Below are 13,232 nucleotides of genomic sequence, written 5' to 3' on the forward strand. Positions count from 1 at the left end.
TGCGTGCGACAACGTCGCTTTGCTCGGGTTGGGGTCTTGCAAAGTCGAGAACGCTGCTGGTCAGTCGACCAACACGGTCTGGAGCATCGAGATCGATAACGGATTGTGCATAAGTGGAAGGGCCTGAAAGCCCCCAGAGAACGAGGCTAGCCGCTGGTAGGATGCCTTGTCGTCTCAAACTCCCACGTGCCTCTCTCGCCTTCTCGGAGAGGGCAGCTGAATACCTTTGCGTCGAGCTCCAGGCAGAAGCTCATGAGCCCTGCTGCGGTCTTGAAGACGCGTGGTTTCAGATCCCGGTTGGTCACATAGACCGACCGGTGCACACCGCCTTGACCGTCATTGGAGCAGACGAAAACCGTCCAGCCACCCCTATGCGTATTGCCGCCCTTTTCCGGGGCTTCAATGCATTCCACCTCGATCCATGCCCCACCCTCGATCGCCTCTTGCATGTGCGATGTTAGGATCACGGGGTATTTTGTTCCTGCCATTTTGCCTCCGAAGGAAAGAAGTTCCTACGGAAGTAACCTGCTTTTGCACCGCTTCAAACAGTGCATGTCACAAGATATGCGGCGACGTAGCGGAAAACACTTTAGATGGTCAATAGATATCTTTTGATTGATTACGATATTTTTTCGATGATAGGTCCGACACACGATTCGCCCCCAGATTGTCGGGAGACCACCAGATGTCGCGGTTGCTGGCATGTAGCACATTCATCGCCCTAGCGATCCCAGCAACCGCCGAGACGCTGGCGATGGACTGCGTGTTGCCGTTGCGGCCGGAGCTGGCGGCCTCGCCTGCGCTCCTGAACGAGTACGGCGACGACATCAGAGCCGAGTTCAACACCTACTTCGATGAAGCACAAACCTATCTGAATTGCCTCGCCGCAGCATCAGCTTCCGCGCAGGCCGAAGTCCGTCTTGTGCTTGACGCTTACCAGGAGATGTTCCAATGAAACGACGCGCAAAATATGTCAGCAATTATGACACAATTAACATAAGTCTTATTATACGACAACGCTTTAGCTGCGGCGCTCTGTTATGAGGCGGCTTCTGTCAACTGCCGCGATCATCGCGATCGGGCTTACACCGCTTGCTGCCAAACCTGCCGCCGCACAAGGCTACCAGATCGATTGTGCGATCCTCCTGTGCCTCGCAGGCGGTTGGCCGCCTTCGGTCCCATGTGCCCGGGCGCGCGCGGAGTTTATCCGCCGGATCACGCCCTGGCCAATTGAGCCACCGCTGCAGATCTGGCGTTGTCCAATGCGTGCTGAGTTCGAAGCGCCGAACCCGGTTGAGCGCCTCTACAGGTTGGCGGGGTTCAATCCGGGTCCAGCAGTCTCCCTGCCCCGAGAGCGAGAAACGCTCCAACTCGCCCAAGCTGTCGGGCGTGCCGCCGATATCGATGTGACGGACCCTGCTTTTGATTTCATCCGCTCCATAGATGTCTTTCAGGTTACGGCACGTCAGAGGGAGGGCCGTGACGATTGCAACAGATATGCTTCCGTGCGGCGTGGCACGTATGATCAGGACGGCCAATTTCGGTGGCAAAACAGCTCGATAAGTGCCCTTCCTCCAGCCTTCCGAGGGGCCGAGCGATACGGCCAGAACTGCCCCGATATCTGGGTCCGTGCTGTGTTCGTCGATTGGGAGGATTTTGAGGGCACCTATGGCTTCGAACAAGTCAACTACTGATCTCAAACAGTCACAGGCAAACGATAAAAAAGAAGAAACCCCCGCAAGGCGGCAACCAAGCGAGGGGCTCAAAGAACAACGGAATTGGCGTTCCGTCAGATCAAATCAAACTGTGATCTCGTTCTAGCAGTCCCGACAGTCAAGGCAATGAAAAAACGTGTCGCTCGCTGGGACACGGATGCCCTGTTGCAGCCTTGTCCCAATTCACAAGGACCAGACAGTGAACGTGATCCAAACCCATCTCACCCTGCCGGAAGGCTGGACCAAAGGTGCTGTTATGGCACTAATTTCAGAGGTTGCCCCGCATATAGGCCTGCGCCCGGCGCGCCTCGCAGTTCTGAACTACATCATCGGGCGGACCCGCGCATCCGACTGGACCTCTCCCCATCGTGAACCGGTGTTTTTTGGCACGCAAGATCTCGCAGCGGTCGAACTTGGCAAGACGTCGCGCCAGTTGCGAACGGATGAGGCCGCGCTGGCCAAGCTTGGGCTGATCGTGAAACGTGTCGCGGCGAATGGGGCCCGCTATGGTCGCGCTGGCCTAGGCTTGATACTGACTCCGCTGATCGCGCGACTGGAAGAGTTCATAGCCCTTCGCGATCGGCTCCGTGCGGAACGGAGGCATTTGCGCGCTTTGAAGGATCTTCGGTCCCTTCGTTTGCGTCACATGAAACGGTGCATCGCCGCCCTGCCCTCCTCGGCTATCAAAGATCCTGAGATCGTCAAGATTCTCGCCAGTTTCGATAAATGGCCACGCAGCGATGCTTTAAGCCGTCTCGGTCTGGAGCGGCTCAACGCCCATTTGAAGGTCAGTTCCGATCTGTGCAACAGCCTTGAAGATTGGCTTGAAAACCATGGGCTTTCTTCCGACCAGCCAGTGGAAAACTTCCGGCCCTTTACACAAAACACCAGAGAAGAAACTCAAACTGTAGAGACGCCGCCCGCTGTGGATAACTCTGAAAGACACGCGGAAATCGCACAGAGTGAACCGCCATCATCAATTTCCTGCCCCGCGCCACCCGCTCTGACGCCAGAGAATCTATATCGCATTGCCGGCGACGGCTTACGCATGATGCTTGACGCGAGCCGAGATCAGAACCGACCTCTCAAAGAGCGCGACATCATCGAGGCTGCCTGGGCGTTGCTGCCGATGCTCGATATCCATGCTTCAGTTTGGCACGAGGGCCAGAGCACCTTGGGCGACCACGGGTTGGCTTTCTGCCTACTATTGGTTGATGCGCAGCGAGATCACCCGAGCTACCCTGTTCGCAATCCTGGCGGTTTGATGCGCGAACTGATCCGTCGAGCCAAGGCAGGAAGGCTGGACTTCGATGCAAGCGTTGCGGCTCTGCAAAAACGGCGCAATGGGGTGAGGTAGAGTTTCCAACCCGCAACTGTACTTGCCCAAAAACGCGCTGAAAATCTGGTAATGAAGTTTATGTAAAATACGACTGTAATTTATATTAAGTGCTCGAATAATCGCCATCGACCACGCGACAAGATGTAGAAGCCGAGCAATCAATCTGTGTCAGAAGAAACTCCTTGAAGCTCTAGTTGGTAGAGGTTCTATGGTACATCAAACGCCGTTTCTCGTGTCACGGCATTCGCCAGACAAAGCTGGAAGAGTATAGTATGCTGACTAGACGACATTTCGTGATGACCACCGCCGCCCTCTTTTCTGCTCCGGTTGCCAGCCCGGTGCTGGCAAATACCTGGCCGACCGAATCGCAGAAGGTTGCCTGGGACGCACAGGTGACGCCGCCCGGCTTTGACCCGGCAACCTCGAACCCCTGGGGCTTACATCCGCGGTTTCTCCCGACCCGGGTGGCCGCGAAAGACCGGCTGACACCGGGCGACATTCATGTCGATGCGGTTGCGCGCTACCTTTATCAGATCGAGGAGGGCGGGACTGCCATGCGCTATGGCGTCGCCATTGCTCGTGGTGATCTGTACGAACCAGGTACATACACGATCAAGCGTAAAGTCAGATGGCCGCATTGGCAGCCGACGCAGAACATGATCGACCGCGACCCAGAACTCTACGCTGATATCGCCGACGGTATGGAGCCCGGACCTAAGAATGCGCTTGGGTCGCGAGCTCTCTATCTCTTTCTCGGCGACCGGGACACTTATCTCCGCATTCACGGTACGCCACAGCCGAGAAGCATTGGCGGTCGTGCAAGTTCCGGCTGCGTCAGAATGGTCATGGCGCACATAAACGAGCTTTATCCCAACGTCGATATTGGTTCGACGGCTTTCCTCTACTCGGCCGAGGACAGTGTCACTGCGGGAAGCTGAGGCCGTGTACCAAAGCACCATCGGTCAGGGAAAGTGACGGGAGTTTATCCTAGCCGGGGAGCACTTCGGATTACTGAACCCCGCTAGGCCGCCGGCGCGGTACAAATCGGATTTCCGCGAGGGGTTCGGAGCGGCACCAGGGTAACTTCCACGGGACCGTTGTGCAGATACCAGTAGCAGCCGTCTTCCGGCAAAAGGCGCGCGGACTGAAGATCCTGACCCGTTGCGGCCATAGCGACGACTGCATCCGGCAGTGGTCTGTTTTGTGCAGTGTCGGGCCCGCCAGGAATAGAAGCGGAACACGCTCCCAACAAAAACGCTGCTGGGAGAAGTAAGCCAAGATGAATTCGCATATTTAAAATTTCCGCCCTTAGAACAACTTAACCTGAGTACCAACCTCGGCTAATCCAAACAACTCTTCGATATGTTCGTTGTAGAGGCCGATGCAGCCGTTCGACGATTGTCGACCGATCTTGCGCGTGTCACCTGTGCCGTGAACGCGGTAGTACTGCCATGACAGATAAAGGGCGTGTGTTCCAAGGGGATTGTCGGGGCCAGGGCCAACGAAATCCGGCCATTCGGGATTGCGCTCCTTCATCGACGGCGTAGGTCGCCAGCTCGGGCCATCCACCTTGCGAACGATTTCGGTGTAACCGCGCCGCGTCAACTCCTCCGTAAGAGGGACGCTGGAGGGGTAAAGCTTGTAGACGTTTTCGTCTTCCGACCAGAACTGCACCGCGCGGGAGTCAATGTCGCAGAGAATCGCGCCATTCCGCAGGTTGTCAAAATGATCTTGCCAGGACGCAACCCTAAACCCGGAAATATTGCTTCGCACCGCCGGTGTCGCCAGACCCTCGTTTGTCTGTGCCACTCCCCTGCCGGTTCCGAGAACCAAGCCGCTTGCGGCGGCCCCCAGGAGCGCAGCCCTGCGCGTGACTGACATGTCGTTCGCTCGTTTCATCATGAAAACCTCAAATTTTATCTGTTTGGACTATTCTCGGACCTCCACCCACTAGAGCTTCAACAGGCTGCCACTCACAAAGCCGTGAGATCAGCTGTCCTTATGCTGTCAGAGAAACCTGCGGGTTGTGCGGAGGTAGCCTCGGTAAGCTTCCCCGTAGCGATCAATCAACCAGCGCTCTTCAGCGAAGGGCGCGAGTGCCAATGCAGTAACGCCGGTGATAATCACTGGCCACGCGAGGATCGAGGCGGAGAGCAGTCCGATCCCGATGAGGATCGCCATGTCAGCCACATACTGAGGATTGCGGGAGAACCGGTAAAGGCCACGGGTCCGCAGAACGCCTTCATCACCACTCGTCGCCGCCATCCCAAGTTGCATCACACCGGACCAGACAACGGCATTGCCCAGAACGATCAGACAAAGCCCTAGACCCCAACGTATGATCCATGGGAAGTCGAGCTCACCCCATTCTAGCAGAGCCAAAACGATGGCAGATCCGAAGCCGACGCACGTAAGTCCCCAGACGACAATCTTGTGGGCTCCTGTAGAGTGAATCGGCGGCCAGACTCGTCGCTCCGGTTGGAACATGGACCAGAGTATACCCGCGACCAGCAACAGATTGGCCGCACAACCCAGCACGAGAACCACGGTTTTGAGGTCACCCATGACCATACCTGTGTGCGTCCCGATGTTTGGTCGCTGAGCGTTCAAACTCCAGCGTTGAGTGGTCGATCCCGAATTCCTCGTCGAGGCGGGTCTTGATTGCCGTCTTGATGTTTTCGAGGTCATCCCAGCGGTCCTCGGCGATTACGACGTGGGTATCGAGCGCCGCACGATGCTCCTGCATCTGCCAGAAATGTGCGTGATGAACTTCCTCGACTCCGTCCACGTCCTCCACGGCCGCGATAACCTTGTCCGTGTCGATATCGGGCGGGCTTCCCAACATCAGGGTGCGGATCGGGCCACCGATCTCGCTGAAGGCGAGCCAGAGGATATAGGCGGCAATCCCGATGGTGATCGCCGGATCAACCCAGCGGACATCGTAGAGAAGGATGAGAACGCCACCGACGATCACGGCCACAGACGCCAGCGCATCGCTGAGGTTGTGGAGGAACAGCGCCCGGATGTTCACGCTGCCTTTCTGCATCGAATAGGTCAGCCACGCGGTGAGGGTATCGATGAACAGCGCCACACTGCCCAGGATGACCACGGTCCAACCCGCGACTTCGGGCGGATCAACAAACCGCATCGCGCCCTCATAGACCAGATAAAGGCCGATGATGATCAGCGAGGTATAATTGATAAGCGCGGCGACGATCTCGACCCTGCCATATCCGAAGGTCATTTTCGCATCGGCCGGGCGGCGCGCGATCTTGCGCGCGCCGAATGCGATGACGAGCGACGCCATGTCGGAGAAGTTGTGGATGGCATCCGCGATCAGCGCGAGGCTGCCGGATAGTATCCCGCCGACAATCTGCGCGACCGTCAGGAGGCCGTTTGCCCAGATGGCAATGGCAACCCGCCGGTCGCCTTCTTTAGGCTCCATATGGGCATGATCATGCGGCACGAGAAGCCTCCTCATGGCCGTGGTTTGGCCGGCTGAGCCCTGGAACGCTTGGCAAACGACCAGCGCGGATCGCCCTGACGCGGGCATTCATCCAATGGCGAATGAGGTGCCGATAGATCCAGTCGCGCAGGGGGCCAAACGCCTGACGATGGTGCTCATAAAACATGTCAGGATTATCGAATGTTCCAAAATCGCGGGCGATGCCGGTCTTCTGGATATATGTACTCTCCCCCGTCCATCCGACTGGCGGTGCGCTCAAGCAGTCGGTCCCGGCACCGTAGCCGCATAGGGACCGTGTCTCGGGAAACGACCGCTGCAGGGCCAACAGGAAGGGTGTGTCGAGGATGAAGCCCTCAAGATCGACCCATCCTGCCTCGGTCTCGACCTCGATCCATGAGTGGAGGATTTCTGCGGGTGCGATCGGATAGATCAGTTCAGGCACGACGCCCCGTTGCAACGCTTTGTGGATTGTGAAGCCGTGCAAGCGGCATCTTACGCCGACAGCGCGTAGAAGCGCCATCAGCAGCGTTCCCTTCGTGTTGCATTGTCCATACCTGTCGTCGAGTACTTCAGAGGCAGGAATGTCGTCGGCGCGGTTATAGCCAAAGTCGATCTCGTTTCGCACGAAGTCGTAGATTGCACCAATTCGATCATGCAACGGCAAGGTTCCCCACCCCCGGTCGGCGATCAGAGCGGCAAGTGAAGGATGCCTGAAATCCAAGAGTGGCGTCGACGAAAGCAGCGGGTCAACAGGGGTCATGAGCGTTTCCTAGAATCAACTATACAGAGATGATAGTTTCTACAGTCACTGTAGCTTCAACCTTTATCTTGTCGCGACGCGAGAGACTATTCTGGTTGGTGATTGTGAACTGCCTTGTGATGCTCGTCATGCGCGTCCCGCAGGATGCCTATGCCGCCCCACGCCGCGATGCCAGCCACCGCGACCCCGACAACGAGGTCGGGCCAGTTGCTGCCCAACCACCAAACGAGACCGCCCGCGATCAGGATGCCGCCGTTCGATGCGAAATCGTTGAGGCTGAAGGTGTTGGCGGCCCGGATGTTCACGTCCGGTTCCTTCAGTCGCCCGAGCAGCCAGATGCAGGCGAGGTTGACGACCGCAGCGATCAGCGACATTGCGATCATCAGAGTTCCGAGCGGTTCGGAACCGCCGACATAGCGCCGCCAAGCGTCAATCAGAATGCCAACCGCAAAGATCAGAAGCAATCCGCCGGATACGTTCGCGGCACCCCGCTTCCACTTCGACGACCGGGACAAGGCCAGTAGGCTGATGCCATAGACGAGGCTGTCGGATGTGTTGTCGAGACCATTGGCGATCAGGGCGCTGGAATCGCCGATAGCTCCCGTGGCGAAGAACCCCGCAGCGATTGCGAGATTGAGACCGAGAACAATCCAGAGCGTCTGGCGCTCTTTTTCATTCTTCCCGCTGAATTCGCTTTCGACCATCGAACTGGCAAACCTTCCGATTTCTAAGAAAGGGGGCAGAAACGCCCTCTTCGGATGCCGCTATCAAAAAGATATATAGAACCTCTAGCGACTGTAGATCCAAGAGAATTTATCTACGTCTCTCTCGGCACCGAAAGAATAATCGCGGCACCGATCAAACAGATAGACGTCCCTATGAAGTCCCATCTGTCAGGTCGCTGGCCCTCGACGAACCACATCCAGAGCATGGAGGCCCCGATGTAGATGCCGCCGTAGGCTGCGAAAGCGCGGCCCGCTGCGCTGGTTTCGACCTGCGCCAGCAACCAGCCGAAAAGCGCGAGCGCGAATATGCCGGGTGCGAGCCAGAGCGGTGATGCCCCAAGACGCCACCACGCCCAGATAGCGAAACACCCGCTGATCTCTGCGACAGCAGCTAGCGGATAGGCAATTGCGACGTTCAAGCCCCAATCTCGTCGTGCTCGGTCAGACATTCCGCATGGTCTCGAAGGACCTCCAGAACCTTGCACTCCGCAACGCTGTCACCGTCGCATTCGGCGACCATGCGTTTCAATTCCTTCTTAAGCGCTTGCAGACGCTTGATCCGCTGTTCGACTTGGTGGAGTTGCCGACGCGCGATCGAATCCGCCTCCGCGCAGGATTGGGACGGGTTGTCCGAGAGGTCCAGCAGCTCCCGGATGGAGTCGAGCGAAAATCCGAGCTGGCGTGAGTGCCGGATGAAAGCCAGCCGGTCGAGGTCCTTTTCAAAGTAACGGCGCTGGCCGCCTGCGGTCCTTCCGGCCTCGTTCATCAAACCGATTTCTTCGTAGTAGCGGATCGTCTGAACCTTGGTTCCGGTTCTCCGCGAGAGTGTTCCAATTGCCAGCATGTGCGATCCTTCAATCTACAAAGACTGTAGCTTACTGAAGAGACAACTCCATTGAAAAGACAAAGGTTTCACTTTGGCGTGACTTCGGACAACAAAAAGTAACTTTTCGCTTGAACCTCTATCTGCTGTAGCTTGTATCCCGCGCACAGACAAACTGAACAGGTGGGTAGCGCAAGCAATGAAGAAGGTCCGGATAGTTCTCTGGTCGGCAGTGGTTGTCGCTGCGGCGGTGTCAGCCACGCTTTGGATGACTGAACGCAATCAGGGACCGGTCGCCGCGCGTGTTGATCCTGAGGCCGAGAGTTTCACTGCGGATTTTGAGCTGACGGACCATACCGGTATGGTGCAGACCGACGAGGATTTCCGAGGGCGCTGGATGCTCGTCTTTTTCGGATTTGCGAACTGCCCCGACGTGTGTCCCATGGGGCTCGCAACCATCGCGCAGGTCATGGACGAGCTCGGCACCCAAAATTCCGCCGTCCAGCCCCTGTTCATCACGGTTGACCCGGAAAGGGATACGCCAAGTGCTCTGGCCAACTACGTTCCCCAGTTTGGTCAGGGGATCCTTGGGTTGAGCGGACCGCCGGACCAAATCGAACGCACTGCCGAGACCTTCAAGATCTACTACCAGAAGATCGAGGAAGCCTCGGCGCCCGACGGCTATACGATGGGGCATACGTCGTCCTTCCTTCTCTTCGATCCGGAAAGCGAATTTGTCCGCATCTACGAATACGACGAGGAACCCGGACTGATCGTTACTGATCTTCGCGAAAGGATCGGCGCGTGACAGCTAGCCCAGACGCAACGCCAAGCGCCGCGAGCCCGGTGGCTTTCCTCTTCGCGGCATGGTTCGTCGCCTTGTCCGCGTCGCTTGCCGTGCTCTTCATCGGAGAGGTTCTGGGGCAGACCCCCTGCAATCTGTGCTGGTTCCAGCGTGCCTTCATGTTTCCGCTCGCGATCATCCTCGGGGTGGCGGCGTGGCGCGCCGACCTCTCGATCTGGCGCTATGCCGCGCCGCTCGCGGTTCTGGGTGGTGCCGTCGCCCTTTACCATTCCCTGCTTTACGCAGGGATCGTGCCGGCGCCGATCGTCCCCTGCACGGCGTCCGGGCCATCCTGCACCGATGACGCGATGCTGATCCTTGGCCTGCCAATCCCTCTGCTCTCCCTGCTGACGTTCGGGGCAATCCTTGTCCTTCTCATTCAACTTCGACGGATATCAATATGAACCGAAAGACACTTCTGCTCGCGATACTCACTCTGGTACTGGCCGTTTTCGTGGCTGGTGTCTGGTTCGTATCGCGCCCCGATCCGACCCCGGTGGCGACAGCCGCTCCGCTGGAACAACAGGATCGTCTTGTTCGGTCCTATTCTCCCATACTCGGGCGTGAGGATGCGCCAGTGACCATCGTGGAGTTCTTCGACCCGGCCTGCGAGGCCTGCCGCGCCTTCCATCCCATCGTGAAGCAGATACTGACGCAATACCCCGACGATGTGCGCGTCGTCATGCGCTACACTCCGTTCCACGGCGAGGGGTCCGAGCTGGCAATCAAGGTGCTGGAAGCGGCCCGGTTGCAGGACGTTTTTGTTCCCGTGCTGGAAGCGCTGCTTGAAAATCAGCCCGCCTGGGCCTCTCACGGCGCTCCGGCAGCGGAGCGCATCATGGAGATCGCCGGAGCGGCGGGCTTGGACACAGAAGCCGCCGCAAATCAGATCATGTCACCCAGCATCGTCGGCGTCCTCAATCAGGACCGGGCCGACGTCGAAGCTGTCGGAATTCAGGGCACACCGACGTTCTTCGTCAACGGTAAGCCTTTGCCAGAGTTCAGTGCGGAGCAGCTCTTGTCGCTCGTCCAAGCCGAAGTCGAGGCTGCGGCAACAAACTAGAACGAACAGGAGACCCAACGTGTTCAAAACCTTCGCAAAGGCAATCCAGAGCCTGTCTGTCGCCCTTCTGATGGGCTTGCCAATGGCATCCTCAGCGCAGCAGTTGTCAGAGAACGCATCGATTGTGGTCGAGAGCCCCTGGGCGCGCGCGAGCCTTGGAATGTCGCGGCCCGGCGGGGCCTATCTGACCGTTCGGAACGAGGGCAGCGATCCGATCTCCCTTATCGGTCTTCGCGCGGAGATCTCCGGCATGGCTTCGATCCACGAAACCAGAACCAATTCTGACGGCGTCAGCAGCATGGCTCCGGCGGACGATATCGTGATCCCGCCCGGGGGTATGTTCGCCCTTGAACCCGGCGGATATCACGCCATGCTCATGCAACTGCAATCTCCGCTCGTCGAGGGGGAGACCTTTCCGCTGACCCTGCTCTTTTCCGATGGAACAGAGCTTGAAATCACCGTCCCGGTCCTTGGCATCGGCGCACGCGGCCCCGAAGGCTGATCCGGCTGATGATGAGGGTGGCCAAAATCGCAGCGATCGGGGCGGCGGCGGTCTTTGCCGCCCTGTTTGTCGGCTGGTGGCAGGTGGATGGGCCTGGCGCTGACGCCGCGCCGGGCAAGCGGTCTCTACCGCTGACTGCTATGGAATTCAGCCTGACGGATCAGGATGGTCGGGATGTCGGCCCGGAAACCCTCATCGGCGAGCCGAGTCTGGTCTTCTTCGGATTCACCTATTGCCCCGACGTTTGCCCGACGACCCTCTCGGACATTTCCGGATGGCTCGACGAGATTGGGCCGGACGCCGAAGACCTGAATACCGTTTTCATCACCGTAGATCCGGACCGCGACACGGTCGAGACCATGGCCGAGTATGTCTCGTATTTCCATCCGCAGATTCAGGGATGGACGGGCCCGCCCAACCAGATCGCCGCCATCGCCGACTGTTTCCGTGTCACCTATGAGAAGGTTGAGGGGGAAAACGGCGAATATACGATGAACCACACGGCGGGTGTTTTCTTGTTCGATGCAACAGGTCGCTTCGTCACCACCATCGACTATCACGAACCACGCGAATTCGCCGTGCCGAAGATAAGGCGCGCGATGCAGAACAGAACCGAGAGGGCAGAATCTTGAAACTGAGACATATCGTTCTGGGAACGACAATGGCCGCGGCAGCGGTCAGCACGATAGCGAGCCGGGCTTTGATCCTGGAGGCGCCGCCCGAGTACATCTTTTCCGAGGCTCCGGAAGCCTTGGACAGTCCACCCGAACCTCTCGATGGACCAGGCGTCAACGCATCTGGCGAGACGATGCCGAATATGCTTCCGGCCGCTTTTCAGCCGCCTGAGTTTCCCGCACTGGAACGGGCCGAGCCAGATAATCTGATGGCGCTTGTTCAGGCCCTCGCCACGCCGCCTTGGGAGGCGACGGTCGAGGCGGGTGACACATTGGACGTGCTTCTCTCTCTCGCGGACATGGATGCGCAAACACGGACCGAAGTCGCACTGGCACTGACGGTTGAATACGACCTGCGCCGCCTTCGACCGGGCCATCGTCTCAGCGTCGACTTTCGCCCGGACGGCACGCCATCCGTTGTGACGTTGGCTGTCGTTGACGGTGTGCGGATCGAAGTCACCCTGGACGACACCATTGCGAGTCGGACGGTAACGCCGAGCGCGTTGACAGTCGAGCGTGCGAGCCAGCTGCTGGTAAACGGGTCGATCTACGCTTCGCTGGATCGAGCAGGCGTCCCGGCCCGTTTTGCCGTCGATCTCGCACAAATCCTCGGGGAAACGGTCGACTTTCGCAGGGATCTTCAAGGCGGAGAGACCCTGAATATTCTTTGGGGTCAGACCGTCCTTCGCGATGGTTCAGAGGTCGGTCAACCGTCAATCTCCTATGCGGCCCTCGATCTGGCCGACGACCGCTTCGAAATCCTCTGGTCAGCCGAAGACAGCGGGCGGGCAACGGTCTATTTGAATGATGAAATCCTGCGGACGGTCGCGCCGCCGGTGGAAGGCGCACGACTGTCGTCGGTCTTCGGGCAGCGCAAGCATCCGATCTACGGCAATCTGCGGATGCACACAGGTGTCGATTATGCCGCCGCTGCGGGGACACCGATTGCAGCGACCGCACCCGGACGGGTCTCCTTCATCGGATGGCGGAGCGGGTATGGCCGGGTGGTCGAGATCGCGCACGGGTCAGACACAATGACCCGCTATGCGCACCTCAGCGCTGTGCCGGAGGGTCTGGCCGTCGGAAACCGCGTGGTCGCGGGCGAAACGATTGGCCAGGTCGGTGAGACAGGCACGGCGACAGCTCCGAACCTTCACTACGAAGTGCGCGTGGACGGCCGACCTATCGATCCGCTCGGGGAGGAATTGCTCGCCTCTGTGGAAAATTTCGACACTGCGGACGCCACTGAAATCCTTGAAGCGACGCGCACACGGTTCGTGACCGTTCTTCGCGAAGACACATGACTAATTTGACAGGAATT

General features: G+C 58.4%; 17 protein-coding genes. 10 read left to right on the top strand and 7 right to left on the bottom strand.

The features are described 5' to 3' along the window. Positions 1-685: 685 nt before the first annotated feature. The 4 genes from ATI53_RS07210 (at position 686) to ATI53_RS07225 (ending at position 3,992) form a co-directional block, all read left to right on the top strand. The gene (locus tag ATI53_RS07210) at positions 686-955 is read left to right on the top strand and encodes a hypothetical protein (RefSeq protein WP_111550073.1); all 270 of its coding nucleotides are present in this window, start codon (positions 686-688) and stop codon (positions 953-955) included. An 85-nt stretch (positions 956-1,040) separates the two neighbouring features. Next, positions 1,041-1,694 carry a hypothetical protein gene (locus tag ATI53_RS07215; RefSeq protein WP_111550074.1) on the top strand — a complete coding sequence of 218 codons (654 nt, stop codon included), beginning with the start codon at positions 1,041-1,043 and terminating at the stop codon, positions 1,692-1,694. A gap of 220 nt (positions 1,695-1,914) precedes the next feature. Further along, positions 1,915-3,072, top strand: coding sequence for a replication initiation protein RepC (gene repC / locus ATI53_RS07220; protein ID WP_240778556.1), 1,158 nt, complete (start codon positions 1,915-1,917; stop codon positions 3,070-3,072). Between the two features lie 254 nt (positions 3,073-3,326). Next, positions 3,327-3,992 (top strand): L,D-transpeptidase, encoded by a 666-nt coding sequence (locus ATI53_RS07225; RefSeq protein WP_067293124.1) that lies wholly within the window; start codon positions 3,327-3,329, stop codon positions 3,990-3,992. A 370-nt stretch (positions 3,993-4,362) separates the two neighbouring features. Here the strand turns inward: ATI53_RS07225 and ATI53_RS07235 are convergent, their stop codons facing one another. From ATI53_RS07235 to ATI53_RS07265, 7 genes are all read right to left on the bottom strand, one after another. After that, positions 4,363-4,953 carry a L,D-transpeptidase gene (locus ATI53_RS07235; protein ID WP_067293148.1) on the bottom strand — a complete coding sequence of 197 codons (591 nt, stop codon included), beginning with the start codon at positions 4,951-4,953 and terminating at the stop codon, positions 4,363-4,365. Positions 4,954-5,061: 108 nt separating this feature from the next. Further along, on the bottom strand, positions 5,062-5,619 hold the full coding sequence (locus tag ATI53_RS07240) for a methyltransferase family protein (protein WP_040652314.1): 558 nt from the start codon (positions 5,617-5,619) through the stop codon (positions 5,062-5,064). After that, the gene (locus tag ATI53_RS07245; RefSeq protein WP_093734380.1) at positions 5,612-6,520 is read right to left on the bottom strand and encodes a cation diffusion facilitator family transporter; all 909 of its coding nucleotides are present in this window, start codon (positions 6,518-6,520) and stop codon (positions 5,612-5,614) included. Before ATI53_RS07245 ends, ATI53_RS07240 begins: the two co-directional genes overlap by 8 nt. Then, entirely contained in the window at positions 6,510-7,280 is a 771-nt protein-coding gene (locus ATI53_RS07250; RefSeq protein ID WP_067293121.1) for a transglutaminase-like domain-containing protein, read from the bottom strand. The genes ATI53_RS07245 and ATI53_RS07250 overlap by 11 nt, the downstream gene beginning before the upstream one ends. Before the next feature lie 86 nt (positions 7,281-7,366). Continuing rightward, positions 7,367-7,984: a cation efflux transmembrane domain-containing protein gene (locus ATI53_RS07255; protein ID WP_024099354.1), complete on the bottom strand. Its 618-nt coding sequence runs from the start codon at positions 7,982-7,984 to the stop codon at positions 7,367-7,369. 113 nt (positions 7,985-8,097) lie between these two features. Continuing rightward, positions 8,098-8,454, bottom strand: coding sequence for a YnfA family protein (locus tag ATI53_RS07260; protein WP_205387933.1), 357 nt, complete (start codon positions 8,452-8,454; stop codon positions 8,098-8,100). After that, positions 8,421-8,849, bottom strand: a complete 429-nt coding sequence (locus ATI53_RS07265) for a MerR family transcriptional regulator (RefSeq protein WP_024099356.1) — start codon at positions 8,847-8,849, stop codon at positions 8,421-8,423. The genes ATI53_RS07260 and ATI53_RS07265 overlap by 34 nt, the downstream gene beginning before the upstream one ends. A 178-nt stretch (positions 8,850-9,027) precedes the next feature. Between ATI53_RS07265 and ATI53_RS07270 the strand changes: the two genes are divergently transcribed. From ATI53_RS07270 to ATI53_RS07295, 6 genes are all read left to right on the top strand, one after another. Next, complete coding sequence (locus ATI53_RS07270; RefSeq protein WP_067293115.1) at positions 9,028-9,636, top strand: SCO family protein; 609 nt, start codon at positions 9,028-9,030, stop codon at positions 9,634-9,636. Further along, the gene (locus ATI53_RS07275; protein ID WP_007120864.1) at positions 9,633-10,076 is read left to right on the top strand and encodes a disulfide bond formation protein B; all 444 of its coding nucleotides are present in this window, start codon (positions 9,633-9,635) and stop codon (positions 10,074-10,076) included. Before ATI53_RS07270 ends, ATI53_RS07275 begins: the two co-directional genes overlap by 4 nt. After that, positions 10,073-10,735 carry a DsbA family protein gene (locus ATI53_RS07280; RefSeq protein WP_111550078.1) on the top strand — a complete coding sequence of 221 codons (663 nt, stop codon included), beginning with the start codon at positions 10,073-10,075 and terminating at the stop codon, positions 10,733-10,735. The genes ATI53_RS07275 and ATI53_RS07280 overlap by 4 nt, the downstream gene beginning before the upstream one ends. A 70-nt stretch (positions 10,736-10,805) precedes the next feature. Next, the gene (locus ATI53_RS07285) at positions 10,806-11,237 is read left to right on the top strand and encodes a copper chaperone PCu(A)C (protein WP_067293146.1); all 432 of its coding nucleotides are present in this window, start codon (positions 10,806-10,808) and stop codon (positions 11,235-11,237) included. An 8-nt stretch (positions 11,238-11,245) separates the two neighbouring features. Further along, the gene (locus ATI53_RS07290) at positions 11,246-11,869 is read left to right on the top strand and encodes an SCO family protein (protein WP_111550079.1); all 624 of its coding nucleotides are present in this window, start codon (positions 11,246-11,248) and stop codon (positions 11,867-11,869) included. 29 nt (positions 11,870-11,898) lie between these two features. Next, on the top strand, positions 11,899-13,215 hold the full coding sequence (locus ATI53_RS07295) for a M23 family metallopeptidase (RefSeq protein WP_190325601.1): 1,317 nt from the start codon (positions 11,899-11,901) through the stop codon (positions 13,213-13,215). Positions 13,216-13,232 lie beyond the last annotated feature (17 nt).

It is taken from the genome of Salipiger aestuarii (genome assembly GCF_003259905.1).
In the GTDB taxonomy this organism is placed as follows: Bacteria; Pseudomonadota; Alphaproteobacteria; order Rhodobacterales; family Rhodobacteraceae; genus Salipiger; species Salipiger aestuarii.